Source organism: Synechocystis sp. PCC 7509 (assembly GCF_000332075.2).
In the GTDB taxonomy this organism is placed as follows: Bacteria; Cyanobacteriota; Cyanobacteriia; order Cyanobacteriales; family Chroococcidiopsidaceae; genus Aliterella.
In genome coordinates this window covers 1,311,168-1,337,808 of sequence record NZ_ALVU02000001.1, presented here as the reverse complement: position 1 = coordinate 1,337,808, position 26,641 = coordinate 1,311,168, and the positions used below count along the sequence as shown (strand labels likewise).

Annotated in this window: 27 protein-coding genes; 11 read left to right on the top strand and 16 right to left on the bottom strand. The window is 40.6% G+C overall.

The annotated features are described in order from the left end of the window. Positions 1–200: 200 nt before the first annotated feature. From SYN7509_RS0206810 to SYN7509_RS0206790, 5 genes are all read left to right on the top strand, one after another. Positions 201–890, top strand: coding sequence for a hypothetical protein (locus SYN7509_RS0206810; protein WP_009634426.1), 690 nt, complete (start codon positions 201–203; stop codon positions 888–890). 96 nt (positions 891–986) lie between these two features. Continuing rightward, entirely contained in the window at positions 987–2,999 is a 2,013-nt protein-coding gene (locus SYN7509_RS0206805; RefSeq protein WP_009634427.1) for an OmpA family protein, read from the top strand. Between the two features lie 3 nt (positions 3,000–3,002). Then, the gene (locus SYN7509_RS0206800; protein ID WP_009634428.1) at positions 3,003–3,500 is read left to right on the top strand and encodes a Rab family GTPase; all 498 of its coding nucleotides are present in this window, start codon (positions 3,003–3,005) and stop codon (positions 3,498–3,500) included. Beyond that, positions 3,500–4,516 (top strand): adenylate/guanylate cyclase domain-containing protein, encoded by a 1,017-nt coding sequence (locus SYN7509_RS28325; RefSeq protein WP_009634429.1) that lies wholly within the window; start codon positions 3,500–3,502, stop codon positions 4,514–4,516. Before SYN7509_RS0206800 ends, SYN7509_RS28325 begins: the two co-directional genes overlap by 1 nt. Continuing rightward, on the top strand, positions 4,516–5,622 hold the full coding sequence (locus tag SYN7509_RS0206790; RefSeq protein WP_009634430.1) for a sensor histidine kinase: 1,107 nt from the start codon (positions 4,516–4,518) through the stop codon (positions 5,620–5,622). The genes SYN7509_RS28325 and SYN7509_RS0206790 overlap by 1 nt, the downstream gene beginning before the upstream one ends. 115 nt (positions 5,623–5,737) lie before the next feature. Here SYN7509_RS0206790 and SYN7509_RS0206785 read toward each other — a convergent pair whose 3' ends face one another. After that, positions 5,738–5,935 (bottom strand): chlorophyll a/b-binding protein, encoded by a 198-nt coding sequence (locus SYN7509_RS0206785; protein WP_009634431.1) that lies wholly within the window; start codon positions 5,933–5,935, stop codon positions 5,738–5,740. A gap of 420 nt (positions 5,936–6,355) precedes the next feature. Between SYN7509_RS0206785 and SYN7509_RS0206780 the strand changes: the two genes are divergently transcribed. Continuing rightward, positions 6,356–9,481 carry an ABC transporter permease gene (locus tag SYN7509_RS0206780; RefSeq protein WP_009634432.1) on the top strand — a complete coding sequence of 1,042 codons (3,126 nt, stop codon included), beginning with the start codon at positions 6,356–6,358 and terminating at the stop codon, positions 9,479–9,481. Between the two features lie 77 nt (positions 9,482–9,558). Here the strand turns inward: SYN7509_RS0206780 and SYN7509_RS0206775 are convergent, their stop codons facing one another. After that, positions 9,559–10,317 (bottom strand): response regulator transcription factor, encoded by a 759-nt coding sequence (locus SYN7509_RS0206775; RefSeq protein ID WP_009634433.1) that lies wholly within the window; start codon positions 10,315–10,317, stop codon positions 9,559–9,561. A gap of 189 nt (positions 10,318–10,506) precedes the next feature. Here SYN7509_RS0206775 and SYN7509_RS0206770 point away from each other — a divergent pair, with 189 nt between their 5' ends. From SYN7509_RS0206770 to SYN7509_RS0206760, 3 genes are all read left to right on the top strand, one after another. Further along, entirely contained in the window at positions 10,507–11,550 is a 1,044-nt protein-coding gene (locus SYN7509_RS0206770; protein WP_009634434.1) for a YheT family hydrolase, read from the top strand. Continuing rightward, positions 11,550–12,017 carry a YidH family protein gene (locus tag SYN7509_RS0206765; RefSeq protein WP_009634435.1) on the top strand — a complete coding sequence of 156 codons (468 nt, stop codon included), beginning with the start codon at positions 11,550–11,552 and terminating at the stop codon, positions 12,015–12,017. The genes SYN7509_RS0206770 and SYN7509_RS0206765 overlap by 1 nt, the downstream gene beginning before the upstream one ends. A 94-nt stretch (positions 12,018–12,111) precedes the next feature. Then, positions 12,112–12,663 carry a hypothetical protein gene (locus tag SYN7509_RS0206760; RefSeq protein WP_009634436.1) on the top strand — a complete coding sequence of 184 codons (552 nt, stop codon included), beginning with the start codon at positions 12,112–12,114 and terminating at the stop codon, positions 12,661–12,663. A gap of 18 nt (positions 12,664–12,681) precedes the next feature. On the opposite strand, the gene SYN7509_RS0206755 is transcribed toward SYN7509_RS0206760, so the two are convergent. The 9 genes from SYN7509_RS0206755 to hemB all read right to left on the bottom strand — a co-directional run bounded on the left by SYN7509_RS0206755 (position 12,682) and on the right by hemB (position 21,751). Continuing rightward, positions 12,682–13,203: a DUF421 domain-containing protein gene (locus SYN7509_RS0206755; protein WP_009634437.1), complete on the bottom strand. Its 522-nt coding sequence runs from the start codon at positions 13,201–13,203 to the stop codon at positions 12,682–12,684. A gap of 240 nt (positions 13,204–13,443) precedes the next feature. Beyond that, the gene (locus SYN7509_RS0206750; RefSeq protein WP_009634439.1) at positions 13,444–14,118 is read right to left on the bottom strand and encodes a hypothetical protein; all 675 of its coding nucleotides are present in this window, start codon (positions 14,116–14,118) and stop codon (positions 13,444–13,446) included. A gap of 23 nt (positions 14,119–14,141) precedes the next feature. Continuing rightward, on the bottom strand, positions 14,142–15,275 hold the full coding sequence (locus SYN7509_RS0206745) for a quinone-dependent dihydroorotate dehydrogenase (RefSeq protein WP_009634440.1): 1,134 nt from the start codon (positions 15,273–15,275) through the stop codon (positions 14,142–14,144). A 100-nt stretch (positions 15,276–15,375) separates the two neighbouring features. After that, positions 15,376–15,651 carry a MoaD/ThiS family protein gene (locus SYN7509_RS0206740; RefSeq protein ID WP_009634441.1) on the bottom strand — a complete coding sequence of 92 codons (276 nt, stop codon included), beginning with the start codon at positions 15,649–15,651 and terminating at the stop codon, positions 15,376–15,378. A 45-nt stretch (positions 15,652–15,696) separates the two neighbouring features. Then, a complete protein-coding gene (gene thrC, locus SYN7509_RS0206735; protein WP_009634442.1) occupies positions 15,697–16,998 on the bottom strand; it encodes a threonine synthase in 1,302 nt (433 codons plus the stop codon). Between the two features lie 255 nt (positions 16,999–17,253). After that, positions 17,254–18,210 carry a protein translocase subunit SecF gene (gene secF / locus SYN7509_RS0206730; RefSeq protein ID WP_009634443.1) on the bottom strand — a complete coding sequence of 319 codons (957 nt, stop codon included), beginning with the start codon at positions 18,208–18,210 and terminating at the stop codon, positions 17,254–17,256. Then, a complete protein-coding gene (gene secD, locus SYN7509_RS0206725) occupies positions 18,207–19,616 on the bottom strand; it encodes a protein translocase subunit SecD (protein WP_009634444.1) in 1,410 nt (469 codons plus the stop codon). Before secD ends, secF begins: the two co-directional genes overlap by 4 nt. A gap of 74 nt (positions 19,617–19,690) precedes the next feature. Then, the gene (locus tag SYN7509_RS0206720; RefSeq protein ID WP_009634445.1) at positions 19,691–20,674 is read right to left on the bottom strand and encodes an alpha-ketoacid dehydrogenase subunit beta; all 984 of its coding nucleotides are present in this window, start codon (positions 20,672–20,674) and stop codon (positions 19,691–19,693) included. 96 nt (positions 20,675–20,770) lie between these two features. Continuing rightward, the gene (gene hemB / locus SYN7509_RS0206715; RefSeq protein WP_009634446.1) at positions 20,771–21,751 is read right to left on the bottom strand and encodes a porphobilinogen synthase; all 981 of its coding nucleotides are present in this window, start codon (positions 21,749–21,751) and stop codon (positions 20,771–20,773) included. A 234-nt stretch (positions 21,752–21,985) separates the two neighbouring features. Between hemB and SYN7509_RS0206710 the strand changes: the two genes are divergently transcribed. Then, positions 21,986–23,401: a BCD family MFS transporter gene (locus SYN7509_RS0206710; RefSeq protein ID WP_009634447.1), complete on the top strand. Its 1,416-nt coding sequence runs from the start codon at positions 21,986–21,988 to the stop codon at positions 23,399–23,401. Then, positions 23,398–24,216 (top strand): inositol monophosphatase family protein, encoded by an 819-nt coding sequence (locus SYN7509_RS0206705; RefSeq protein WP_009634448.1) that lies wholly within the window; start codon positions 23,398–23,400, stop codon positions 24,214–24,216. Before SYN7509_RS0206710 ends, SYN7509_RS0206705 begins: the two co-directional genes overlap by 4 nt. 5 nt (positions 24,217–24,221) lie before the next feature. Here the strand turns inward: SYN7509_RS0206705 and SYN7509_RS0206700 are convergent, their stop codons facing one another. The 5 genes from SYN7509_RS0206700 to SYN7509_RS0206680 all read right to left on the bottom strand — a co-directional run bounded on the left by SYN7509_RS0206700 (position 24,222) and on the right by SYN7509_RS0206680 (position 26,582). After that, the gene (locus SYN7509_RS0206700; protein WP_009634449.1) at positions 24,222–24,581 is read right to left on the bottom strand and encodes a hypothetical protein; all 360 of its coding nucleotides are present in this window, start codon (positions 24,579–24,581) and stop codon (positions 24,222–24,224) included. A 2-nt stretch (positions 24,582–24,583) separates the two neighbouring features. Further along, positions 24,584–24,913 (bottom strand): DUF5674 family protein, encoded by a 330-nt coding sequence (locus tag SYN7509_RS0206695; protein ID WP_009634450.1) that lies wholly within the window; start codon positions 24,911–24,913, stop codon positions 24,584–24,586. 102 nt (positions 24,914–25,015) lie between these two features. After that, positions 25,016–25,984, bottom strand: a complete 969-nt coding sequence (locus SYN7509_RS0206690; protein ID WP_009634451.1) for a ChaN family lipoprotein — start codon at positions 25,982–25,984, stop codon at positions 25,016–25,018. Then, positions 25,968–26,327 carry a cupin domain-containing protein gene (locus SYN7509_RS0206685; RefSeq protein WP_009634452.1) on the bottom strand — a complete coding sequence of 120 codons (360 nt, stop codon included), beginning with the start codon at positions 26,325–26,327 and terminating at the stop codon, positions 25,968–25,970. Before SYN7509_RS0206685 ends, SYN7509_RS0206690 begins: the two co-directional genes overlap by 17 nt. 15 nt (positions 26,328–26,342) lie before the next feature. After that, a complete protein-coding gene (locus tag SYN7509_RS0206680) occupies positions 26,343–26,582 on the bottom strand; it encodes a hypothetical protein (RefSeq protein WP_227501480.1) in 240 nt (79 codons plus the stop codon). Between the last annotated feature and the right edge of the window lie 59 nt (positions 26,583–26,641).

Sequence of the window (26,641 nt, the reverse complement as noted above, 5' to 3'; positions counted from 1 at the left end):
CATATATACAAGTATTTTACCTAGCGGAAGTATAGCGATTTCTCTAGAATGGGCTATTCTAGTTGACAACGTAGTATTACCTTTTTAAGCTGCCGTGCAAGCAAAAAATATTCAGGAAAAGTGGTTAAAATAATACACCCCCACAGGAGCATATAAAAATTAAAAATTATATTAAAAACCCTTAACTGAGATCCAAATACATGAATAATTCTGAAGATGAATACATCACTTACGTAGTAGTAGAACAACAAAGCCCTGAACGCGAACCAACTCAAAAAAAAGTAAAAATCATGAATAATTCCGAAGACGAACACATTACTTATATTGCAGTAGAACCATCAAAATCTGGACAAATGCAAGGAGTGAATAAATCTCAACTTTCTGCTACCGATTTAGCAGGTGGAGGCAACTTAGATAAAGTCCGCGATATTCTCTTTGGCGGGCAAATGCGAGATTATGAAAAAAGATTTAATCGTCTAGAAGATCGTTTAGTAAACGAGCTTGGTAGCATCCGGGACGACGTTAAAAAGCGTTTAGACTCCCTGGAAATGTATATTAAACAAGAAGTAGAGGCACTAAACGAAGGATTAAAAACCGAGCAATTGCAAAGAGATGAAACAACTAAAGAAGTTGCTCAAGAAGTTAAAGATACAACCAAATCTTTAGAGAAAAAAATTGGACAATTAGACGAACAAAGCAACCAAAGACAGCGAGAATTACGCCAACAGATTCTCGATCAGTCAAAAAATCTAGATGATGATATGCGGCAAAAGTATGAATCTATACTAAGTGCCGTGAATAGAGAATTTCAGGAATTGCGCAGCGATAAAGCCGATCGTTCGACTTTGGCGGCATTATTGACGCAAGTAGCTATGCAATTAAATGAATAAATTTGAAAAGCCTCAATAACAATTTGTCAGGCTTTACTAAGCCTAGCGCTCAATCTGGCTAGGCTAGTACAAAGGGGTTTTTCAATTTAACCAATTGTGTCCGCCAATTTAATTTTAGGTGCTAGGGCATTGACTAACTATTCCTCTAATGATGCTTTTAATTCCCCAGCTACCGATGAGGAAGCGATCGCGCTATTGCGGAATTTGCTCTTAAATCCCCAGTCTCAGCCAGAAATTAACCCAGAGGAAGAAACGATTTCTCAGTTAAGAAATTTGCTATTAATTAACGAACCAGCACAAACTACCCCAAGCTCCGCAGAAGATGCTATTCAACGGCGCGAAGTAATTCCCCAGGAAAACAACGGCAAATTACCACCCAGCAACGATCCCAACGAAGCCGCCTTAGCTCAACTGCGTCAATTGCTATTTAATCCAGAGCAAATTCAACTAGATAGATTGCAAGAGCGTTTAGACAATCCTCAGCTATATGCGGAAGATTTAAGCAGTGTACTTCCCGAAGCACTTATTTTGCTGTCGTTGCAACGACAGCAAAAACTTACAAAAGCTTTATTACCAACTATTGAAGAAGCTCTGCAACTATCGGTCAAACAAGATATCAATATTGTTGCCAATGCTATTTTTCCTGTGATTGGGCCCGCCATCCGCAAAGCTATTCATGTGGCAATTAGTACCTTAGTTCAATCTTTAAATCAAACTCTAGAACATAGCTTATCTCCACAAAGTTTTAAATGGCGATTAGAAGCAAAACAAACAGGTAAATCTTTTGCTGAAGTAGTTTTACTGCGCACGCTTCTTTATCGCGTCGAGCAAGTATTTCTGATTCACAAAAACACTAGCTTAGTATTGCAACATATTGTTGTAGAATTGGTAGCGGCTCAAGATGCTGACTTAGTTTCCGCCATGCTTAGAGCTATTCAAGATTTTGTTCAAGATTCTTTTCATGTCCAGCAAGGCGAAGGCTTAGAAACTTTGCGGTTTGGAGAACTAACTATTTGGATTGAAGAAGGTTCTGAAGCAATTTTGGCAGGGGTAATTCGAGGAAATGCCCCCCAAGAATTAAGGCTAGTTTTTCAAGATGTAATTGGAAAAATTCATAATGATTTTCATCCTCAACTTGCAGCTTTTGATGGTGATAATGAACCCTTTGAAGCTAGTAGAGAATATTTAGAAGAATGCTTGCAAGCTCAGTATGCAATCAAAAAAGAAAAAGGTTCTCCCCTTCTACCAATATTAGCTGGTTCTATAGTTGTGGCTCTAGCCGCTTGGGGGTTTATTGCTTATCAAGAAAACCAACGTTGGATAGCTTACATTGAAAAATTAAATCAGCAGCCAGGGATGGTAGTTACTGGTTTTGAAAAACGTCATGGGAAATATCAACTGTCGGGATTACGAGATCCTTTAGCCGCCGATCCGCTCTTGATTTTACAATCGGCAAAAATCAATCCTCAAGCCGTTGTTAGTCATTGGGAGCCTTACTTATCTTTTGAACCAAGTATATTTATTGCTAGAGTTTATCAAATCCTTAAGCCGCCGCCCACAGTATTATTAAAAATAGACAATAATGGCGTACTATCTGCTCAAGGTTCTGCCAATCAAAAATGGATTGTTGATACTCAAAAGTTAGTAAAAGCTATTCCGGGAATTACTAATTATAACGATCGCAATTTAATTCAAATAGATTACCAACAGTTACAAATACTTAAACAAAATATAGAAAAACAAATTTTTATTTTTCAATTGGGAAATAGTAAACTTATAGCTGGACAAGAACCACGAATAAGCCTTTTAGTCCAGGAACTCAATAAAATATCTAGCGCTGCACCTTTGCACAACAAAAATGCCCAAATTCAAATTATCGGACATACAAGTTATAGTGGTGCAGAAGACAAAAACTTACTATTGAGTCAAAACCGCGCTTATACGATCTTATCTTACCTAAAAGCTCAAGGATTAATTAGTACAGATATTACTGCTGTCGGGGTAGGTACAAAACAACCTTTACTTGCGAAAGATACTATGTCTCAACAAGAGATTAATCGCAGGGTTACCTTTAAAGTTTTTTTAACTGATAAATTCAAAACTCAATAATCAATGATTCAGAAAAAAATTTGTATGGTAGGAGCTTTTGCTACCGGAAAGACTAGCCTAGTGGCACGTTTTGTCAAAAGTATATATTCCGATATTTATCATTCTACTGTAGGAGTAAAAATTGACAAAAAAACCGTTCAATTAAATAAACAAGAAGTAACTTTAATTTTATGGGACATTCACGGCGAAGATGAATTTCAAAAAATTCAAATGTCTTACTTGCGCGGTGCTTCGGGTTATTTTTTAGTAGTAGATGGTACGCGCAAACACACGTTAGAAAGAGCTTTGTGTTTACAAAAAAGAGTAGAGACAGCTATCGGTCAAGTTCCCTTTATTTTATTACTAAACAAGTACGATTTAACAGAAGATTGGGAAATTGAAGATTTGATGATAAATGAACTTATAGAAAAGGGGTGGATAATAATTAAAAGTAGTGCAAAAACTGGGTTGGGTGTAGAACAAGCATTTTTAAGTTTAACCGAAAAAATGTTGGAGAAGTGATGAGTAATGATATCCCGGCAGCAATTCTTAATTACCTAAGTAACTTAATTTTAGAAAACCGCTCTCTTGCCTATCTTTTATTAACAAAAGATGGCTATTTATTAGAATGGGGTGGCAATTTGTCAGCTTATGGGATCGATAATCTGCAAATAGGAAAACTGGGATGCAAACAATTTATTTTATTAGAAGGACTACTACCATTAAATAATACAACAGTAGTATTGCCTGCGACTCATATAGAGCCGGGAATGTGTGCGGATATACATATGTTTCCCAGCAATCAAGGCGATTGGGTATTGCTATTAGATGTACGTATTGAGCGCGATCGCTATCAGTTGATGCAACAAAAAGGCAACGATCTTAGTTTACTTAGAAGCCAACAAGCTAAAATAATTAATCATTATTTTGGTAAAGAAGTAAAAGAAAATTTAGCTCAAGGCTTACTAACTCTAAACGAGCAAGGCGATCGCCGTGATATTACTATATTGTCTACCAAAATTTGCGATTTTACTGCTTATAGCGAACATAATTCGCCAGAACAAACATTAAAAACTTTGAATCTTTATTTATCTTCTATAGTTCAATCAGTTCTCGATGAAGCTGGAATGATTGATAAAATAATCGGAGATACTACAATTAGCTTGTTTGGCATTTTGCCTTCTACAGGCTATCCTCCAGTGCAAGCGATCGCCACCGCATTTCAAATACTCAAATTTATTCAAGAAATAAACCACCGACGACAACCAGATATAAACCTTGAGGTTGGAATTACTATTACTTCTGGCTTTGTAGCCTTGGGATTAATTGGGAGTAAAGCCAATAAAACTTTTTTTGCTATTGGACATCCCGTCGATTTATCGACACACTTAAAAAGTAAGGTCAAGCCTAGAGAAATTTTAATTGATGAAAATACGTTTAATAGAATTAATGATATGCAAAAATATTTTTTGGAATCAACAAATATAAAATCAGCAGCTTCTGCATCAATAAAGACTTATTCTTGTAGGACAAAGTAATGATTAAAACTATTGAATATGACCTTTTTGCCGCCTTAGACATAGTTGTTCTGGAATTATTAGCTGACGGTTATTTTAAAATGGTTGGCACAATTCCCAGTTGGTTTATTAAATTTTATCCAGAAGCAACAGAACAGCAAAAGCTAGACCCAAAAACAAAGTTTCCTTTTCTGGAAAATTTCATGATTGATGCCGGAGAATTTTGGGCAAGTAACAGCAGTCAAAAACTTCAATCGCCGCTATGGACTGAAGTAGACGAAGCGGGGAACGAATACCATTTTGAAGCTTCAGTTTTATGCTTAAAAAATACAAAAATATTGTTGATTTCCTTAGTGGAGGAAGCTTATCAAGAAAAGCAATTTTTGATCCAAAAATGTCGAGAAAGTAATCTAGATTATCAAAAATTAGTAAAAGAAATACAGAAAAAAGAAATTTTAATTCACTGTATTATCCACGATTTAGCGGGACAATTAACAGCAATTAAATGCTGCTTCGATCTCCTTAGCTTTCAAAATTTAACTTTGAAAGGAATAGAATATTTAAAAACAGGTAAAAAACAAGCGATCAAACAAGAGAACCTGATTAAAGATATATTAAATGCTTTTTCGGCGGAAGTAGAATCATTAGAAGTTTTTACCGTCGATCCAGAACAAGCACCCGATGCTCTGGTTTGTGCGAAAGATGTAATAGAAGCATTACTACCTAACTTTAATGCCAATAACATTAATTTGAACTTGGTAGTAAATAACGATGCAACTCAAGAGTGGAAAGTTGTAGGTGAAAAATCACGTTTAGATCGAGTATTAACAAATTTAGTTGAAAATGCTTTTCGCTATAGCCCACCGCACTCTACTGTAATTGTCCAATTGCAACAACAGCAACAAAATATTTTAATTTCTGTAATGGATGAAGGTGTAGGTGTATCGCCAGAGATGGCTAACAACTTATTTAAGAAATTTTCTCAAGGTAGAAACAAAGTTGGAAAAGTTGGGCTAGGTCTTTACTTTTGCCGAATTACTGTTAAGCGTTGGGGAGGTGCGATTGGTTACTCTCCTCGTTCTGGTGGTGGATCTCAATTTTGGACGCTGTTAAAAAAACCGTCTTAGTTTTTTGATTTAGTCTGGACTAATTACCTAAGTTCAATTAAAAATTGTTGACTTTAAATTAAATTATTTTCCAGGAGTAGGCGATCGCTTACTCCTGGAAATTATTATGTCAAAGTTAGCCTACTAGATGTAACAAATCTCTAACTACACTGTAACCAGCCAAATCCCAAAGTAAATAAGCTAAAAAACCAATCATCGCCAAGCGTCCGTTCCATAACTCAGCTTGAGGATTCCAACCAAATAAGAAAGTATTGCGGTCTTTGCCGTTGTAGGCTGTGGCTACGGGTGGTAAATTTGTCGTTTTGCTTTCCATGTTTTTGATTTGCGAAGAATTGTATTTTATGTCTCTACTCTATCGAGCTATCTATTTCCTGCTTTCTGTCTCTAGGAGTGAACCTTAACCAACTCTAAAGGGTGATTTAGCACCAAGTTTTTTGTAAAGAGTTCTATCAATAGTCATAGTAAAATTTACATTTTGAAATGTATGTTACTCAAATTGATGGTAGAAGTAGCTAAAATTATACCCACTAGCTCAACTTACGCAGCTTTTTTAATGCCTTGATTGCCTTGGCTCATCTGGCTAAAGATATATTTTTCAGACCAAGGGAGGATGTTACAAACTGCCACAGGCAGCGATTCTGACTTCATAGTTGAGTATTGTAAGAGATACACTGTTTTTACCTCACACAATCTATAAATCAACGCCGAGTTAAAGTTTGACGAAGGGTATACCATGTTTGAACATATTGGGATAACACTGGGGCTTGAAAAAACGCTATTTTGGTTAGCGCAAGTTCCAGTTACAGAAGGGGTGCAAACTCCAGAAGATGCGGCACTTTTGTTTTCAGGACCAAAATTCTTTGTAGCATTAATTGCCGGGGTAGTGCTGGCTTTTGCCGTACAGCTACTACTAACTAATGTTGGTGTAGCCTTTCTTTTGGGACGTAGTTCCGACGAAGGGGAAAGCGATCGCACGGATGAAGAAGCAACAAGTTTTGGTGGTACTATTCGCAAAATTGGCACGGCTTTAGGACTAGGAACTTTAATTAGTGTCAGTATTTCTTTAGCGATCGCTTGTTTTTTGGCAGTAAAACTAAGTTTGATTGCAAGTTCAGGACTTGGCGCGATCGTTGGTTTAGTAATTTGGGCAGCTTACTTCTTGCTCTTAGTGTGGATAGGTTCAAGTAGTGTAGGCTCGCTAATTGGTTCACTTATCAATACTGCAACCTCTGGGGTGCAGGCGTTGATGGGAACAGCCGCCGCCGCTTTGGGAGCAAAAGCTGTAAATAATCAAGTAGTAGCTACCGCCGAAGCCGCCGCCGGAGCAATCCGCCGCGAACTAGGATCGGCCGTAGATCCGATGAGTATTCGGGAAAATGTTGAAGACTATTTGCAAATGCTGCGTCCCCCCGAATTGGATTTAAGCAAAATTAAGGGCGAATTTGAAAAGTTACTCAGCGATCCACAACTAAAAGCCGTGGCGGGAAGTAGCGATTTACGGAATATAGATAGACAAAAGTTTGTGGAATTGGTCAGCAGTCGCACGGACTTATCTAAAAAAGATATGAACCGGATTGTCGATCAATTAGAAAGCGTTTGGAAGCAAGTAGTCGATCGCCAAGAACCCCAAACTGACCGGATGGGAGAAATGGTAGAGTATCTCAAAAGCGTTGCGCCGGGACAAACAAAAACTGATGAATTAGATGCCAAAATTGACAAATTAATGGCAGAAATGCGTCAAACAAAAGACACTAGCCAAAAAGCGGCCCAAGAAAATACTCCAGGTATTATGCAAACCGGGATAAATACCCTAATTGGGTTAGTCATGGGACGCACGGACTTGTCAGACTTTGATGTAGAGAAGATTATCGGCTCGTTAACTAGCGCCAAAGATAAAGTAACCGAGCAAGTAGATAAAGTTGCAACGCAAACCGGTGTTAAAACTCCTAGTTTGCCTTACAGTACAATTCGCGCCGATGTGGAAAATTACCTGCTTAACACTTATTCTTGGCAAATGAGTCAAGACAAGATTGCTCAGGAATTTCACGATGTATTGTACGATCCGGCGGCAGATCCCGGAGCAGTACGCCGTCAATTAGAACAGCTTTCTCGCAACGATTTTGTGCAACTATTGCAACAGCGCGGAATTCTTACCCAAACGCAAATTGCCTCGATTGCCGATCGCTTAGAAAGCATCCGTACTGAAGTTTTAATGATGGCAAGAGCGCAAGAGGAGAAAGAAGCCGCCCAAGACTTGCAACGAGCCGTAGAAAGCTATTTGCTAGTTACAAGTAAGTCAGAACTGACAACAGAAGGCGTAGAGCGCACTTTTAAGCCTTTGCTACAAGATGCTGAGGCAAGTCATGAAACCTTAAGCATTCGCCTAGCAGGGTTAGATCGAGAGTCTATGCGCCAAGTATTGCTTCAGCGTAATGATGTTTCTGAAGCGGAAGCAGAGGAAATTGTGGGCTTGCTAGAATCCCAGCGCGATCGCGTACTATTTGAATCGCAAAATATCGCTGACCAAGCTAAGGCGCAAGCCGAGTCGCTATGGTTAAATTTAGAGTCTTATCTGCGAAATACCGGCAAAGACGAACTTAACCCCAATGCGATCGCGTCGGAACTCAAAACTTTGTTAAACGATCCCTCTGCTGGGATGAGTGCGATCGCATCGCGTGTATCTCGTTTTGACCGCGATACCTTGGTACAGTTGCTCAATCAGCGTCAAGACTTGAATGAGGAGCAAATTAACCAAACCATCGACCAAGTAGAATCAACTTGGGGAAGCCTCCGCCACGCACCGCAAAACGTCGCTGCTTTAGCTAAAGATCAGTACGACTCGGTGACAACTACTTTATCGGATTACTTGCGAAATACTGGTAAAGATGAATTGAACCCTGAAGGAATTGCCCGCGACTTCTCTAGACTATTTGAAAATCCCCAAGAGGGAGCGTTAGCTTTACGCCGCCGCTTGTCTCAAGTTGATCGCGATACTTTGGTGCAATTGCTTAGTCAACGCCGAGATTTGAGCGAAGAGCAGGTAAACCAAGTTATTGACGGAGTACAAGGCTCGATTCGTAATATCGTCAAAAGTCCCAGACGTTTAGCTGCTAGAACTCAACAAAGAGTTCAAACATTTCAATCTAACGTCGAAGATTACTTGCGAAATACTGGCAAAGATGAACTTAATCCTGAAGCAATTAAGCGCGATTTGCAGCTATTAATTCACGATCCACGCGCTGGGGTAGAAAGTTTTAGCGACCGATTGGCGCATTTTGACCGCGATACAGTAGTTACTTTACTGCAAGCGCGAGGCGATATGTCAGAGGAAGAAGCGGCGCGGATTGTCGATCAAGTCCTCGCTGTACGCGAACAATTTGTCGAACAAGTAAGAGCAGTACAACGACGGATTCAAGATACCCTTGATGGCGTATTTGGTCAAATTCGCAACTACCTCAATGCTCTTGACCGTCCTGAACTCAACTATGATGGCATCAAACGCGATGTGCGTCAGTTGTTTGACGATCCCCAAGCAGGTTTTGATTCGATTCGCGATCGCCTAGGTTCTTTCAACCGCGATACTCTAGTTGCAGTCATGAGTTCTCGTGAAGATATTAGCGAGGCTGATGCTAACCGGATTATCGATCAAATTGAAGGAGCGCGTAACAGCGTATTGCAACGAGCCGAACGCATTCAGCAAGAGGCTCAACGCCGTTTGGAAGACGTTAAGCGTCAGGCACAAAAGCAAGCGGAAGAAACTCGTAAAGCGGCGGCAACGGCTGCTCAATGGTTGGCTGGAACTGCTATTGTTTCAGCTATTTGTTCGGCAATTGCCGGAGCTTTAGCTGTAGCTGGTTAAAGGATTTGTTAACTTTGACTTCGCCTCCCAAATTTTGGGGGGCTTTTTTTGGGACAATAAACCTACCACAGTTAAGTTTAAGAATTATTTTCTTTAGTAATGCTTAGAGGTAAGTTGTTAAGCTCGATTGAGGAGTCGCCAGGTAATTCTAAACAGTAGCCTGCACCATAAACCGTCGTAATGTAGCGAGGATGGCGCGGATCTGGTTCTAGTTTTGTTCTTAAGTGGCGGATGTGGACACGGATAGTTTCAATATCATCATTAGGATCGTAACCCCAAACTTCTTTCAAAATCTCGCTAGGAGATACCGTTTGCCCGTGTCGTTGTAGCAAGCAATGAAGCAATTCAAATTCTAAATGAGTTAACTTGATAGTTTTTGTAAACCAAATTGCTTCAAAACGCTCTGGTACTAGAGTTAACGAACCATAGTTAAGAATTTCGCTATGCTTGGCAGCTTGGGGAATGCGATCGGTACGCCGCAGTAAAGCGCGCACTCTTGCTAACAATTCCTCTACTTCAAAGGGCTTAGTTAAGTAATCATCTGCCCCAGCATTAAATCCTTCAACTTTGTTTTGAGTTTGACTTAAAGCCGTTAACATTAGTACGGGGATTTCCGCCGTCCTTTCATCGCGGCGCAAGCGTTGGCAAACCGTAAACCCATCAACTCTAGGCAACATCAAGTCGAGCATGATTAAGTCTGGCAATATTTGCATTGCTAGGGCTTGACCTTTAATGCCATCTTCTGCCTGCGTAACTTCATATCCAGCCATTTCTAGATTGACTGCGACAAGTTCCGAGATCGCTGGATCGTCATCAATAACAAGTATCCGAGGCATTATTAAAAAATCTTTGCAGATATTAGGGATAAAAAAAATCTTTGTCAGGTACAAAGAGCGCTCTAAATTATTATATAGAGCATTCTAAATATAATCTTAAGACTTTACCAGAAAATTGACTAAAGGAATAGAAATATTGAGCAGCAAGCCGAAATAATAAAGTAACTGTCTCGTATTTGAACTTTCTCTATGTCCAATGTTGGCTATATTCCCCCCTGGTGGCTAAAAAATGGCGTGTCAATGACCGTTTATACTGCCCTATTTGCTAGTCAAGATTGGGAAAAGACAACCGCACACCCAGAGCCACCTTACCAAGAAAAAGTTTTTATGGGGGCTAAAGGCGTACCGATTTTTGGCATTGTTGCTATTCCTAAAAACCCTCGCGGTACGATTGTAGGGACGTATGGTATTACCGGATCGTTAGATAATCAGTGGTTTTTACGACTTTTGGGGCGCAAAGCCTACGCCCAAGGCTATGCGGTGGTGCTGTTTGATTGGAGAGCGCACGGCAAAACCGCTCTATTGTCTCCAACATTAACTTCAGATGGTTTATTTGAAGGAGAAGACTTTGTACGCATTGCGTCGCAATCTAAAGCGCTGGGATGTCCTGGCAAGTTTTGGTTTACAGGCTTTTCTTTGGGTGGACAATTGGCATTGTGGGCGGTAAAAGCGGCACAAGAATTAACCAAAAATCGGGACGTAGAACTAGATAATACCGAAATTGGCGGCGCGGCGGTGATTTGTCCAAGTTTAGACTCAACGCGCAGTCTTAATTATTTAGTTAAAGATCCTTGGGGTAAGTATTTGGAACAAGCGATCGCCAAGGAACTAAAAAAACTAGCTCTAAAAATCTATCACGCTCACCCCGGAGAAATCGATCTAAGGGCTATTGAGAGAGCCACTAGCATTTGGGGTTTTGACAAAGAGCTAGTTATCGATCGCTTGGGTTTTCCTACGGTAGAGGCTTATTACGAGGCTAGTAGTGGCTTGCATATATTGCCACACCTAGAAAAGCCAACTTTAATTTTATATGCCGCCGACGATCCGATGTTCGATCCGGCAATTATTCCCGATTTGCAAGCTGCTTGCAAAGCTAATCCAAATATTGACTTAGTATTAACCGATTACGGCGGTCATGTAGGTTATATAAATAGCAAAGAAGGACAATTAGTAGCTAAAGATCCCGATCCTTGGTGGGCGTGGAATCGAATTTTGGACTGGTGCGAAAGCTAATGGTAAAACCTGTAATCGATCGCCAACGCGAACATCAAGCAAACGAGCGGACTTTTTTGGCTTGGCTGCGCACTTCTATTGCTTTAATTGGTTTTGGCATTGCGATCGCCAGGTTTGGCTTATTTTTGCGTCAACTTCATGTAGCAGTCACTCAAAAGCCCGTTGCTACTTACCCAATTTTTAATTCAGAAAACTTAGGAGTTAGTTTAGTAATTTTTGGAATTATTGTTATTAGTCTAGCTGCTTGGCGCTACAACCAAGTATTTTGGCAAATCGAGCGGGGAAATTATCGCCCTAATCGCTGGTTAGTTTGGATGATGGCGGGAGTTGTAACAGTCTTAGGATCTTTGAGTATTCCTTTAGTTTTGTGGCGGGATTCTTCCTCGATTTCTCCACCAATTGATGATACTAAGCTCCCCTTAAAATCTCGTCATCAATCCTTTTTACATCGAACTAACTGGCGTTAACTATACTTGAATGCTTTTACACCCAATGCTAGATGTTAGTTAGGAGTTAATGTGCGTAAATTAAAGGTTAAAGAATAAAAGCAGACGAATTTTTATGAATAAACTTAACCAAATTAAAAATAAAGCAGTTTTAATCGGCGGTAGCTTATTGTTTATTGGTATTCCTCTAAGCTCTATAGCTCAAACTCCTAAGCCAACGCCGAGTGGAGTGCTTAATCCTAAACCAAGTATATTTAACGAACAGCTTTATAGGCGCGATCGCACCCCAGTTAATATTACAGACCCCAGCGCCCCCTTAGTACCGCCTTTACCGGAAGAAAGTGGGAATGCGATCGCAACGGTTACACCCATCAACGGTAAAGTAAGTGTCAAATTAACAAACACTACCAATACAGCCATTACTTACGAAGCCATTAAATACACTGAAGGGCGGACTTTAGCAGCCAAAACAGAAGTTGTACTTAAAGACTTACCCGCTCCTGTAACTATTACTTTAGTCCGTCCCGATAACGGATTTATTCAAATTGCAGCTACTTCCGTTGTTAATTCAGGATTGTTAGAAGTTTCTTTGAGTGAAGGAAAAACTTTAAACGAGCAACAAAGCGCGATTAGGATTCAACAAAGTGGTAAAGTTATTCTTAACTAAACCTAAGTAACAACTAAATTATAGTTCAGTAGTAGAGGTCTTTTTCTCTTGGGAAATTACACTAATTTCCCCATCTGATTCCATATAGGCTATTTTTACTTCTTGAATCAACTCTACACCTTGTTGGCGTAACTGACTCATTAATTCATCTTCAGTAATTAATTCTTTTTCTAAATTGCGTTCAATTAATTTACCATTTTTGACTATCAATAAAGGCGGCGGATTTAGAAACTTTTGCAGGTGGGGATATTTGTAACCTAGCCAATTAATTAAGTAGCTCCAAAAAATTACCGTCCCTACAAGCGCAACTCCTTCGGTTATTGACGTATAGTTTGTTGCCATCGCATTTTGAGCCGCTTCAGCAAACAAAACTACTACAAGTAAGTCGGTAATTCCCAACATTCCTAATTGACGCGCAGGGATAAAACGTAATACAAAAAACAACAGTAGATAAACTATAGAGCCGCGTACAAAAAGTTCAAATAGTGGCATACTAGGAACAAAAAGTTCTTGCCAATTAACACTAAACCATGATTCCATATACTAGAACTCTTGTAAAAGGTTATCGGGTTAAATAAAACTGATATTCATATAGGTAGTTAACCAAATTCAATTGTAAGCTAAAACACTTGCTACTATTTTTATAAATTTTACTTATCAATGGTTGCCCTTCCTCTAAGTTATTTGGGCTTCCACAATAATTTACCTGTGCTTTGATTTCTACCATCACAATTATAATAGTTAATAAAAACGAATTTTTTACACTATAATATTTGCAATTTAGTTACTATTAATTGATTTCACTTTGGTTTGAATAGTTCGTAGAAAATCATCTAAAGATTCACTTTTAATTTGCGGACAGTTTATGCGATCGCTCTTTACTTGAAAAGCACCTTGAACCGCTCCAGTAGTCCAATAAAAGTTATCACTCCGGGAAGGTTCTAACGTCAAAAACAGTACATAAAAATCTCCTGCTTGAAAAAACTTATCACCTGTGTTTTGTAAAGTATCAGATTCAGCAAATGTCCCACGTTGTCCTACAGTTATAGCTTTGCTTGTACTTCCTTTAATCGTTTGGCTCGGTACAAAGGTCATAGTACGATGACCGGGATCTCTTGAAGCTAAAACTTGATTGATAAAAGTAGGATCTAAAGGTTTTCTTTTTCGATCTTCTTTCCAACCTAGAGGTAAAGATAGCCCTTCACTCGGTAAAACTATCTGAGGATTTCCTGTAAATTTTCCGAAGACAACCACATCAGAAGCCGCTAGAAGTTCATCAATATTTTTGTATTTGTTGGCAAAGTCTGAAGCCACCTTAATTCTAGGTTTAAGCTTTACTGTAAATGGTTGTTTGATAGCTATTTCGGCTATGGCTAAAGCATTTTTATAGGCAATGCTAGTTACCAAAATCATACTAAACAAAATTAATAACTTCACACTGGTTTTAATTGGCATTAATTACACTCTTGAAAAATAAGTTAATTATTAGCTGTTAAACCTATAGCTTGGGAAACAGACGTTAACTGATGTTCTAACAGTTTTTCCTGCAAACCGATTAAAATTCGGCGCACCATTAACGGCCCTTCATAAATCCATCCGGTGTACACTTGCAACAAACTTGCACCCGCCGTTATTTTTTCCCAAGCATCAGTTGCTGTAAAGATTCCACCAACGCCAATAATCGGGAGTTGTCCTTTAGTTTCCGAATAAATAAACCGGATAACTTCAGTAGAGCGATTTTTTATAGGTAAGCCACTAATACCGCCAGCTTCTTCATGAATAGATTTACCTGTAGTTGCAATAACTTGAGTTTGCAAATTGTCGCGGCGAATAGTTGTATTGGTGGCAATAATTCCGGCAAGTTGTTGAATTTTAGCAACTTTTATAATATCTGCGATCGCATCCCATTCCAAATCTGGAGCAATTTTAACTAAAATCGGCTTACGTCCTTGATTTTCTTGTTGCAAAGCATCCAAAATAGCGTTCAAACTCCCCGCATCTTGCAGAGTTCGCAACCCTGGAGTATTGGGGGAAGATACATTAACTACAAAATAATCTCCCAAGTCTTGCAAAGCGCGAAAGCTACCTAGATAATCGGCGGGTGCGTCTTCTAAAGCTGTAACTTTAGATTTACCGAGATTTATTCCAATCGGAATTAAACTTTTAGCCGTTTTAAATCTATCTGCTAATTGTGTTGCCATTACTTCCGCACCACAATTATTAAACCCCATGCGGTTGAGTGCAGCTTTATCTATAGGTAAACGAAATAAACGAGGCTGGGGGTTGCCAGGCTGCGCGTGTAAGGTTACAGTGCCTATTTCTGCAAACCCAAAACCAAAACTCGACCACATTCCCGCCGCTAAACCATCTTTATCAAATCCCGCCGCTAACCCTACAGGATTGGGAAATTCTAAACCCCAGAGTTTTTGTTGCAAGGAATCGTGGCTAAAGTTCAAAGACTTTGCTAATTGAGCTTTTATTGTTTGAGAGACAATATTTTTACTGTTGTCTAGTTTAGAAAGGTTGCTAATTGTCTGTTTTTGCAGCCATTCAGGATCGGTTTTTAAGCCAGAAAATAGTATTGGACTAACTACGGATTGATAAATATCCACCGGAAAAAGTAAGTATAAACTCAATTTCAGTCTAAAACTAAAAAGTAGACTTAAGCCATCTAATCGCTCAAGTCTACTTACAAATAAAAATTAGCGTGCATCAGCCGCCAGCCACCGCCGGAACTATGCTGACTTCATCACCCTCTTTTAGCGGGGTATCTGTACCTTCTAAAAAGCGGATATCTTCACTGTTGACGTAAAGGTTCAAAAAGCGTCGGGGTTGTCCGTTTTCGTCACAAAGACGCGCTTTGATACCAGGACAAGTTTGTTCTAAAGCTTCGATTAATTCAGAAATGGTTTTGCCATCACATTCTAAAGTGGCTTGGTCATTGGTGAATTTTTGCAGGGGAGTAGGAATTAAGACTTTAACGGACATAGGAGCAGGATAGAAAAGGAGGATAACTACAATAACAGTTTTTTCTTAAACTAGCACGGGCTGCCAATCTAAACGATCTAATGTACGCGATCGCTCTAGCGCCCGTTCAAAGCTATCTAACTTAGCTTCAATAGTTAATGGTTCGCCAATGTAACCTTGTACGGCTTCTTGGGTTTTTAATCCGTTCCCGGTAATGTAGACTACCGTTGTTTCTTCGGGGTCAATTTTGCCTGCTTCTACAAGCTTTTTGAGAACGCCGATAGTAGTTCCCCCGGCGGTTTCTGTAAATATCCCTTCAGTTTCGGCGAGAAGTTTGATTGCTTCAATTATCTCTGCGTCGTTAACCGATTCAATATTACCGTTAGTTTTTCTAGCGACTTCCAGCGCGTAAACGCCATCGGCGGGATTGCCAATTGCTAGGGATTTAGCGATCGTGCTAGGCTTTACGGGTTTGATAAAGTCTTTGCCATCTTTGTAAGCTTGAGCAATTGGCGAACAACCTTCAGCTTGTGCGCCACTAAAACGCACGTCTTTATCTTCTACCAAGCCAACATCTACAAATTCTCGGAAACCCTTGTATATCTTGGTAAATAACGAACCAGAGGCCAAAGGCGCAACTATATGATCTGGTAATTGCCAGCCTAATTGTTCGGCTACTTCGTAACCCAAGGTTTTTGAACCTTCGGAGTAATAAGGACGTAAATTAATGTTGACAAATCCCCAATCGTGGGTGTTAGCTACTTCACAGCAGAGGCGATTAACTTGATCGTAGTTGCCTTCTACTGCCATTACTGTCGGCCCGTAAATTAGAGTGCCTAAAATTTTCCCTGCTTCTAAGTCTGCGGGAATAAACACGCAGCAATCTAAACCAGCACTAGCGGCGATCGCGGCGGTAGAATTAGCTAAGTTGCCCGTACTAGCGCAAGAAACCATTGTAAAGCCCAATTCTTTAGCACGAGTAAGCGCTACAGAAACCACCCGATCTTTAAAACTCAAGGTGGGCATATTTACGGCATCGTTTTTAATAAAAAGCTTTTTCAATCCCAAGCGTCGCCCCAAGCGATTCGCCTGAATTAAGGGTGTCATTCCCGTACCAACATCAATGGGGTTGTCGGTGGCTACGGGTAAAAAAGCACGGTAACGCCAAATTGAATTTGGCCCAGCTTGGATAGTTTCGCGGGTTACAGTGCGACGGATAGCGTCGTAGTCATAGGTTACTTCCAATGGCCCAAAGCATTCTTCGCAAACGTGAATAGCTTTTAGTTCGTACTCGGCGCTGCATTCTTTACACTTTAAAGCGCTAAAGGTAGCTGATAAAGATATTGGTTGTGCGATCGCTTTGGTCATTGACTCTATACCCTCTGTTTTCCATCAGTCGCTTGATACTAACACGGGCTATTTACCACGTCAAACATACCCGACTTATTTTGTCGGGTATTGATTTGCTCGTTAAAAAAGCAGGTAAAAAGCCTGCTTTTGTGGGAATGTTTGCAAAATCTCTTGGTTACTTGACGATGTAGATCCCCCCTAACCCCCCTTAAAAAGGGGGGAAAATAAAATATTTATTCCTCCCCCTTTTTAAGGGGGACTGAGGGGGATCTACTACTCAAGCACTTCTACAGACTTGGGTTGAACTCTTGATTCTCGCCACAAGGACAATAACGTACTGGCAATAAAAATACTGGAATACGCGCCCAGGGTAAAACCAATAATTAAGGCTAAGGCAAAGTTTTTGAGAGTTTCGCCACCAAAAAAGAAGATTGAAAACAATGTCAACAACACCGTTAAAGTCGTATTGATCGAACGAGTTAAGGTTTGATTAACCGCATCATCGACAATTTCTTTAATTGGTTGGTCGGGATTTAGCTTAATTACTTCCCGAATGCGATCGTAAATAACTACAGTATCGTTAACAGAAAAACCTGTAATTGTCAGCAAAGAGACGATAAATAAACTATCTACTTCTACTCCTTGGACTAATCCCAAAACCGAGAAAGCTCCCGCCGTAATCAAGACATCGTGAAATAGGGCAACGATCGCAAATAGCGCATAATCCAACTCAAAGCGAAAGCTTAAGTAGATAATAATTCCAGCAAAAGAAACAATTAGCGCCAGTAGACCCGAACTAAGTAGCTGTCTACCAATAGTTGGGCCAACAGTGTCATTTTGACTTGCTTGCAAATCTAAAGCACCTATAGATTGACTTAAAGCATCTTGCAACGCTGTCCGTTCGTCAACGCTAAGGTTTTTGGTACGAATAGATAGAATTTGATCGTTAGAGTTGCGATCTTTATCTACAAGTTGAATTGTACTATTGCCTAGTCCTTGGTCTGCCATAATTTGACGCACTACCGCGAGGTCGATTTTGCGATCGCATACCCCTGCTATAGTACAATCGCGCTGGAGTTGCAGCCGCGTACCGCCGATAAAATCTAAACTAGGGCGCAACGGTGCATTAATTTGTTGCCACGAAACCAGCATTGCAATTAAACTACCCAAAATCAGCGTCAAAGATATACTCCACCAGAGATTTCTTTGTTTATTTACACTAAACTTCATACTGCCCCCGATGCCTTTTTAGCGGTTGGTAGATTTGGACAAAATAGTTCTGGTTTACGCAAAGCAGGGAAGGTAATGGCGATAAACATAAACGTCCGACTGCAAGTAAGCGCTGTAAACATACTCATAGCTACGCCCAAAGCTAACGTTAAAGCAAAGCCTCGTACCAAACCCGAACCCAGCCAAAACAGCGCCCCACAAGCAATTACAGTGGTTACGTTGCCATCTAAAATACTAGAAAAAGCTCGATAAAAGCCTGATTCTACAGAACGATATAGCGTTTTTCCCGCCCGTAATTCTTCCCGCGTCCGCTCAAAAATTAAAACGTTGGCATCTACCGCCATCCCAATACTGAGAATAAACCCCGCAATCCCTGGGAGTGTCAGCGTCACGCCTAAAAGGGCAAAAGTAGCCCAAGTTAGCAGAGAATAAATAATTAAGGCAATATCGGCAATTAGTCCTGGTAAGCGGTAGTAAACCACCATAAAAATTAAGACTAAAAGCAAACCACCCACCCCAGCGTAGATGCTGCGTTGAATACTATCGCGTCCTAAAGTTGCGCCTACTGTACGGTTTTCAACAATTTCCACTGGTACAGGTAAAGCACCACCGCGCAACTGTACGCTTAAATCCGTTGCGGCTTGGGGGGTAAAATTCCCAGTAATTACTGCCGCGCCTCCAGCAATTCCCGTTTTGGCAAATTCTACCCCAACATTAGGAGCGCTAATTAGTTTATTGTCTAAGAAAATTCCTATACTGCGCCCCGTCCCTGCCAGATTTTTTGTTAAGTCTGCGAATAATTTGCCGCCTTCATCATCAAAACGGATAGCGACATTCCAATTATTGCTGGCTTGGGTAGGTTCGCCAAAGGCATCTTGAAGATTTCTACCGCCTAATCCCTTACTTTCAAACAATTCGGCGATCGCTTTATAATTATTTTGCAAGTCTGCAAGATTTTTTTCTATTGCCGCTTGATCGTCAGTTTTGCTTAACTCTGCTTGCTTGGCTAATAGTTCGCTCTGTGATTGTTGGTAAGCAAATAACTGGGCTTCTGTACCAGGTTTTTGGGCTTTAAATTCTAACTGTGCTGTACCGCCTAAAACCTTTTCTGCTTGTTCGGGGTTACTTACTCCCGGCAATTGTACCAAAATTTGATCTTGTCCTACCGTCTGTACTAATGGTTCGGACACCCCTAAACCGTTAACCCGGTTTTCAATTACTTTCTGGACATCTTCTAGCTGTTGCTGGGTAATTTGCTTAATTTTATCGGTGGTTTTTACTTGAATTGTTAACTGAGAACCTCCCTGTAAGTCCAACCCCAAAGGAATATCAATGTTAATTATCGTGGCGATCGCTCCGATAATCAATACTAAAATTAAAGCTAATACCCCTCGCTGTTTCTGCATACCATGACCCGCTCTTAACAAATGTATGATAATCGGTTTTGAACGGGTCGTAGCAGAAAACCTATTACCTACCGCTAAACCCGCAAAGCTACCATCTTTTGGACGGCTTCAACAATCTGCTCTGGCTGCACGATTGTTAACCGCTCTAACTTGCCATTATAAGGCGTAGGAATATCTTGGGAAGATAGTCTGAGTACAGGTGCGTCTAATTCGTCAAATAAGCGATCGTTTATGGAAGCGGTTAATTCTGCACCTATGCCGCCAGTACGCATACACTCCTCAACAATTATTACTTTGTGAGTTTTGCGAATCGAAGCGCCAATAGTATCAAAGTCTAGAGGTTTTAAAGAGATTAAATCAATTACTTCTGGATCGTAGCCATCTTTTTCTAATACTTTCACGGCTTGCATGACGTGGTGACGCATCCGCGAATAGGTAAGAATAGTTACGTCTTTACCTTTACGGACGACTTCAGCTTTATCCAAGGGAAGTAAGTATTCTTCGTCGGGTAAATTTTCTTTTAAGTTGTAAAGCAATACGTGTTCAAAAAATAGCACGGGGTTATTGTCCCGGATTGCCGATTTTAACAATCCTTTGGCATTGTAGGGTGTAGAACAAGCAACAATTTTTATCCCCGGAACGGCTTGGAAATATGCCTCTAATCGCTGGGAATGTTCCGCACCTAATTGTCTCCCTACACCCCCAGGCCCGCGAATTACCATTGGAATTGTAAAATTACCTCCAGAGGTATAACGCAGCATCCCAGCATTATTAGATATTTGGTTAAAGGCTAAAAGTAGAAACCCCATATTCATGCCTTCAATTATCGGTCTTAAGCCTGTCATAGCTGCGCCGACAGCCATACCTGTAAAACTATTTTCAGCAATGGGAGTATCTAATACGCGCATATCGCCGTATTTGCCATGTAAGTCTTTGGTAACTTTGTAAGAACCGCCGTAATGACCTACATCTTCACCTAGCACAAGTACCGTAGCATCCCGCGCCATTTCTTCATCTATAGCCTGATTGAGGGCGTTAAAAAATAATGTTTCTGCCATTACATCAATAGTTATTTTGATCGTTAGTCTAAAATCTTAGCGTTTTGGGACTGATTATAATGCGATCGCACTTACTGAAAATGCGATCGCACTTTATTATCCCAACCAACGCGCCGCATCTTTAGCGTGATAAGTCAAAATCATATCTGCACCAGCGCGTTTAAACCCCGTCAAGGTTTCCATTACAACTCGTTCCTCATCTATCCAACCATTCAGCGCCGCCGCTTTTACCATTGCATACTCCCCAGAAACGTTGTAAGCCGCTACAGGTAAGTTACTTGCTTCTTTTACGCGCCAGATAATATCCATGTATGCTAAAGCTGGTTTTACCATCAGCATATCTGCGCCTTCAGCGATGTCTAACTCAATCTCTTTTAAGGCTTCGCGGGCGTTTCCTGCGTCCATTTGGTAAGTTCTGCGATCGCCAAATTGCGGGGAAGAATCGGCAGCATCACGAAATGGCCCATAATAAGCTGAGGCGTATTTAGCCGCGTAGGACATAATTGGCGTATCTTGATAACCCGCCGCATCTAAAGCTGTGCGAATGGCTTGCACAAAGCCATCCATCATCCCCGAAGGCGCAATAATGTCCGCGCCTGCTTTCGCTTGGGAAACCGCAGTTTTGCCTAACAATTCTAAAGTTGGATCGTTTAAAACTTTTCCGGTTAAATCGCCAACTTGCAAGTAGCCACAATGTCCGTGGTTCGTGTACTCGCATAGACAAGTATCTGCTATGACAATCAAATCGGGAACGGCGGCTTTAACGGCTGTAGCAGCTTTTTGGACAATCCCACAATCATGCCAAGCGCCTGTTGCATCGGTGTCTTTGTCTTCGGGGATACCAAATAAAATAATTCCGGGAATGCCTAAATCGTAGGTTTCTTTAGCTTCTTCAACAATTTTATCTACCGATAGCTGGTAAACTCCCGGCATTGATTTAACTTCTGTGGCAATTCCTTCACCAGGGACGGCAAACAAAGGATAAATTAAATCGTTAGTGGTTAAAACAGTTTCGCGCACCATGCGGCGCAATTGGGGATGAGTTCTTAAACGGCGAGGGCGATGATTTGGGAACATAGCTTTTAATCAAAAAATATAGTCAATATCTATGCTTATTCCTGAAGTATAGTACGCCCACTACTTCCCTTTTCGTTGCACAGCCTAAGAAGTTTACAATTGATTTGGGCGATCGCCTCTAGCAATCTTGTTTGATTCATAAACATATAACCGTAGGGGCGCAATGCATTGCGCCCCTACAATTTTCACAATTGATTTAGGATCGCCTATATACTAAGTTTCTTTTATAAAACTATGGCAAGCAGCGATTTTTTGGACTCGCAACCAATTACTACACCCAAGCTAAACCTCTTAACCATGTTCCGGCTAGGCTTGTTTCAGATGGGACTAGGAATTATGGCAGTATTGACCCTCGGTGTACTTAATCGGGTAATGATCGATGAATTGAAAGTACCTGCCTTAGTGGCTGCGGGAACGATCGCTATGCACCAATTTATCGCCCCAGCAAGGGTATGGTTTGGGCAAATGTCGGATTCTAAACCTTTATACGGCTATCATCGCACAGGCTATGTGTGGACGGGAGCGACATTGTTTGCGATCGCATCTTTCTTAGCTGTTCAAGTAATATGGCAACTTGGCTCAAGCTTACAATCCGGCTGGACGATGCAAACCTATGGTTTAGTAGGATTATTAGGGCTAGTTTTTGCTCTGTATGGTTTAGCTATTAGTGCCAGTTCTACCCCCTTTGCAGCGCTGTTAGTCGATGTCTCTGAAGAAGATAATCGCTCTAAGCTAGTGGGAATTGTTTGGTCGATGTTGATGGTAGGTATTATTGTCGGCGCAATCATTAGCAGCAGTTTGTTAAAACAAATTGCTTTAGACGCACCGTTAGAGTTATTGCAATCTTCTGTAAACCGATTGTTTTTAATTGTTCCCGTTTTAGTTGTGGGATTAGCTTTTATCGCTACGGTGGGTGTAGAAAAAAAGTATTCTCAGTATGCAACGCGATCGCAATTAGTAAACCGAGAAGATAGTATTACTCTAGGTCGGGCTTTAAGAGTTTTAACAGCTAACCGTCAAACAGGGATATTTTTTACTTTTTTGCTGGTAATGACAATTAGCTTATTTATGCAGGAAGCTGTACTAGAACCCTACGGCGGTGAAGTTTTTGGCATGACGATTTCTGAAACTACAAAACTGAACGCTTTTTGGGGTACGGGTACGCTAATCGGTATGAGTACAACGGGCTTTTTAATTGTGCCGCGTCTGGGTAAACAAAAAACGGCTCAAATTGGTTGTATTGCTGTAGCTGCAACTTTTGGCTTGATAATTTCCGCAGGTTTAACTGCTAACCCGCAAATGCTGCAAGGTGCGTTATTAATATTTGGCTTGGCTTCTGGAGTAACTACCACAGGCGCGATTAGTTTAATGTTGGATTTGACGGCGGCGGAAACGGCGGGTACTTTTATCGGTGCTTGGGGTTTGTCGCAAGCAATGGCGCGAGGAATTGCAACAGTTACAGGCGGTGCGGTGCTGCAAGTAGGTAAATCAATGTTTACTGCGCCCGTGTTATCTTATGGTTTAGTATTTGGGTTGCAAGCGGTGGGAATGCTCCTTGCTGTAGTGTGTTTGCGGCGCGTTAATGTGGCAGAATTTCAAACGAAGACAAGAAGCGCGATCGCATCGGTTTTAAAAGGTGAATTAGATTGAATACTGATTTTTGGCAGCAAGTTTTTGATTTTGCCCAAACTACTGCAAGCCACGTAGGGGAACAGTTACTTAAAGATTTTGGGCAAGTTTCCGCCGAAGAAAAAGCCGATGGTAGCTTAGTTACGAGATCGGATAAATGGGCGGACTTAGAAATTCAAAGCGCGATCGCATCTACTTTTCCCACTCACGGCATTTTAACTGAAGAAGGATCGCATACTTTCCCCGATACTGAATGGTGTTGGATTATCGATCCCGTTGATGGTACTACCAACTTTACTAGGGGTATTCCAATTTGGGGCATTTCTCTAGGCTTGCTTTACAAAGGTACACCCGTTTTTGGTTACGTCTATTTTCCACTGATAAACCAAGCTTTTCATGGCTATTGGTGCGATTCTCCCGAACTTGTACCGCCTCCTAAAGGCGCTTTTTGTAATAACTTATCTATTTACTCTAGCTCGGAGCAACTTACAGGCAATCACTTTTTTAGTATCTGTTCTCGCACTTTGCAAAGCTTCCCTATCAAAGGCTTTCCGGCTAAAATTCGGATGCTTGGCGTTGCCAGCTACAACTTACTTACGGTTGCAAATGCTTCAACTTTAGGTGCTGTAGAGTCTACACCCAAAATTTGGGATATTGCAGCAGTTTGGGTGATTTCTCAAGCGGCTGGCTGTACTTGGCTGTCTTTAAATCCTCAACCAATGTTTCCTTTAACTTCTGGCAAAGATTACGGTAGTTTCTCTTATCCTACTCTCCTAGTTAGCAGAGCCGATTTATTACCTATTTTTCAACCTTTTGTTAGTTTAGTAGACTTTTAGGATAGTTAAGAAACTGCACCAGATATTAAGCCTGAAATATCTAGCAAGCGTTCTGACCAATTATGGGCTTGTTTAGCGACATTCCTACGTTCTGTAGGATTTGCCCAAACCTCTGCCCAAGTTAGTTGCCATTTAGCTAGTTGAATTTGGAACTCGATTAAGTCTGCGGCTTTATCTAGGTCTATATCAGTAGCTACCCATTCAATAAAAAACTTACTTTCTTCTACTAAACTTTTAACCAAGTCACCGTTAACAGAGTTATTAGACAAAGATTCAATTCGAGCTAAATTAACGGCTAAATTACCTAATCGTTTAGGTAAATCGTCCTGTAGATAGCGTTCTTTTTTTGTGTTCCAATCTTTCATAACTACCCAATCAATTTTTGAACGATCGCTGCAACATTAGCTTTAATATTAGGGTCAAGGATTTCTATGGAACGATTGTTTTGACGAGGACGAATATTTATCAGAGATTCAAAACTAACTTCTTGAGTTAACGGATTCCAATTTGCTCCCCAAATATCTTTTTGCTGGCTTCCATCTGATAATAATACAGCTTCGCAATCAGCGTGAAGTTCTCCGCCTCCGGCAATAATACCCCGTTCAATATCTACTGCTATTTTTACATAAAAGCCATGAGCTTGAAGCATTTGGTCTATTTGCTCTGGTGCTAGGCGATCGCGAAGCAAAATAATCAATCATCTTTTCTCAATCACACCATATCTATTATTCCTTTTATTGCTCCATAACCTGTGGAATTTTGCTTTAAAGGTTTTTACAGTGCGATCGCAAACAAAAACTTAATTACTTTCTTGCCAAAAAACATAATCAGCAATTGGTAATTTAGTAGCACTTTTCTCCTCTAAATCGTTACTTAATAACACCGAACGTTGATTAAGCGGTGTTTTCAGTCGTCGTGGTGCTACGCGGCTGGGAATACCGTAGTTATAGACAATATGCCCTTGTCCAACTAATACTACAACTTGGTAGCCTGGGTTTGATTGAATAAACTTAGCGATCGCTTCCGCCATAGTTTCATCCCATAATACTTGAGCTTGAAAAAACTTTTCAAAACTCTCACTATTACCTTTAGCATCGGCTTGATGTTGCTGAAAAATACCTAGCATTAATTGGCGATACTCAGCATTGTCTGTACGAATTTCTGAGAGGGGAGGAATAAGTTTACTTTGCTCTGGAGTAAGGCTATCTAAGCCATTCTTAGCAACCAAGCGAGTAATTTCTGTGGGAGTATTTAAAGCTAAAACTGGGAGCTTTTTGGCTTTAGCAAATTGAACAATCGGCGCGTAATATTGCCAGGGATAACCCCAACGCTTTTTATATTCACTTTTATCTAATAACTCTTGCTCGTTGATTTTTCCGGCTAAGTAATCATTCACAACCCCTTGATAAGGACGTTGGAATATTTCGAGAGCGATCGCAACCTTACTATTTTTCTTGTAGAGTTGCTGAATAATAGCTAGTTGTAGCCGATGATCTTTAACATTGTCGTGAGTTTCCCCTAAGTAAACAACCTTTGCTTTTGCTAGTTGCTGCAACGCTTCGGAGTAGCTGGTTACCTGATTGCTATTTTTGCACTTGGAGTTATCTTCTAAAAATTCAATAGCGCCGCTAAAATTTTCTGGTAAAACTATTTGCGGACGACAATCATCTATCTGTTGACTATAAGTAGGTATAGCAATTAACCCTATAGCGATCGCACTAATCGCAAACAACGATAGCAAAAACAGGCGCTTAGTAAACAGTTTCATCTTCCTTGCGCCAAGCTGGATCGACAATGCAGATAAATACTAGCGCTTCGTCGCCACAGTTGTAGATAAATTGCTTTGCATCGGGGGGAATGTACACCGCATCCCCCGGTACAACGATTTGAACTTCTGAATTGATGTACATTTCTCCTTTACCACTCAAAATGTAGTAAACCTCTGAGGTAGTTAAGGAGTGAGGCTGAGAAGTTTTACCTACTGGTAGCGTTGCATGAGCTAAACTGTAACCCAATGCGATCGCCTGTTTGTCGGGGTGTAGCAATTCCCGCAACAAGGTATTATCCCCAGCCACAAATTCATCGCAATCGAGCAGTTTTTGAATCAGCATTTGACAATTATGTTTTTAGTAGAGCATGGAATTAGTTTTAGGCTGATAATCCATGCAGGAAACCGCATCTTCAGTATTAGCTATAGAAGGCTGTACAGTGCATTTTAGCCGATAGTCGTTGGTAAAAAACTGACAACCAGAGCAAGGAATTTGGTGCATTTTCTGGGTAGTAGTTGCGCCATCTTGGATAGCATTCCACAAACTCCAACAGAACAGAAAAGTTAAAGACCAAGCAGACAAAAAACAAATCGGCATAAGTATCGGCTGGAGGAAATGAATTAAAACTTGTAGCAGTTGAAACACAATCATTTTAG

Excerpts from the sequence above, each read along its gene's own strand:
- SYN7509_RS0206780 (WP_009634432.1), top strand. The coding sequence starts at position 6,356 with ATGTTTGAACATATTGGGATAACACTGGGGCTTGAAAAAACGCTATTT.
- SYN7509_RS0206755 (WP_009634437.1), bottom strand. The coding sequence starts at position 13,203 with ATGGAATCATGGTTTAGTGTTAATTGGCAAGAACTTTTTGTTCCTAGT.
- SYN7509_RS0206685 (WP_009634452.1), bottom strand. The coding sequence starts at position 26,327 with ATGCTGATTCAAAAACTGCTCGATTGCGATGAATTTGTGGCTGGGGAT.
- hemB (WP_009634446.1), bottom strand. The coding sequence starts at position 21,751 with ATGTTCCCAAATCATCGCCCTCGCCGTTTAAGAACTCATCCCCAATTG.
- SYN7509_RS0206765 (WP_009634435.1), top strand. The coding sequence starts at position 11,550 with ATGGTAAAACCTGTAATCGATCGCCAACGCGAACATCAAGCAAACGAG.
- SYN7509_RS0206775 (WP_009634433.1), bottom strand. The coding sequence starts at position 10,317 with ATGCCTCGGATACTTGTTATTGATGACGATCCAGCGATCTCGGAACTT.
- SYN7509_RS0206700 (WP_009634449.1), bottom strand. The coding sequence starts at position 24,581 with ATGAAAGATTGGAACACAAAAAAAGAACGCTATCTACAGGACGATTTA.
- SYN7509_RS0206800 (WP_009634428.1), top strand. The coding sequence starts at position 3,003 with ATGATTCAGAAAAAAATTTGTATGGTAGGAGCTTTTGCTACCGGAAAG.
- SYN7509_RS0206770 (WP_009634434.1), top strand. The coding sequence starts at position 10,507 with ATGTCCAATGTTGGCTATATTCCCCCCTGGTGGCTAAAAAATGGCGTG.
- SYN7509_RS0206680 (WP_227501480.1), bottom strand. The coding sequence starts at position 26,582 with ATGCCGATTTGTTTTTTGTCTGCTTGGTCTTTAACTTTTCTGTTCTGT.
- SYN7509_RS0206720 (WP_009634445.1), bottom strand. The coding sequence starts at position 20,674 with ATGGCAGAAACATTATTTTTTAACGCCCTCAATCAGGCTATAGATGAA.
- SYN7509_RS0206785 (WP_009634431.1), bottom strand. The coding sequence starts at position 5,935 with ATGGAAAGCAAAACGACAAATTTACCACCCGTAGCCACAGCCTACAAC.
- SYN7509_RS0206760 (WP_009634436.1), top strand. The coding sequence starts at position 12,112 with ATGAATAAACTTAACCAAATTAAAAATAAAGCAGTTTTAATCGGCGGT.
- SYN7509_RS0206750 (WP_009634439.1), bottom strand. The coding sequence starts at position 14,118 with ATGCCAATTAAAACCAGTGTGAAGTTATTAATTTTGTTTAGTATGATT.
- SYN7509_RS0206790 (WP_009634430.1), top strand. The coding sequence starts at position 4,516 with ATGATTAAAACTATTGAATATGACCTTTTTGCCGCCTTAGACATAGTT.
- SYN7509_RS0206710 (WP_009634447.1), top strand. The coding sequence starts at position 21,986 with ATGGCAAGCAGCGATTTTTTGGACTCGCAACCAATTACTACACCCAAG.
- secF (WP_009634443.1), bottom strand. The coding sequence starts at position 18,210 with ATGAAGTTTAGTGTAAATAAACAAAGAAATCTCTGGTGGAGTATATCT.
- thrC (WP_009634442.1), bottom strand. The coding sequence starts at position 16,998 with ATGACCAAAGCGATCGCACAACCAATATCTTTATCAGCTACCTTTAGC.
- SYN7509_RS0206740 (WP_009634441.1), bottom strand. The coding sequence starts at position 15,651 with ATGTCCGTTAAAGTCTTAATTCCTACTCCCCTGCAAAAATTCACCAAT.
- secD (WP_009634444.1), bottom strand. The coding sequence starts at position 19,616 with ATGCAGAAACAGCGAGGGGTATTAGCTTTAATTTTAGTATTGATTATC.
- SYN7509_RS0206810 (WP_009634426.1), top strand. The coding sequence starts at position 201 with ATGAATAATTCTGAAGATGAATACATCACTTACGTAGTAGTAGAACAA.
- SYN7509_RS28325 (WP_009634429.1), top strand. The coding sequence starts at position 3,500 with ATGAGTAATGATATCCCGGCAGCAATTCTTAATTACCTAAGTAACTTA.
- SYN7509_RS0206690 (WP_009634451.1), bottom strand. The coding sequence starts at position 25,984 with ATGAAACTGTTTACTAAGCGCCTGTTTTTGCTATCGTTGTTTGCGATT.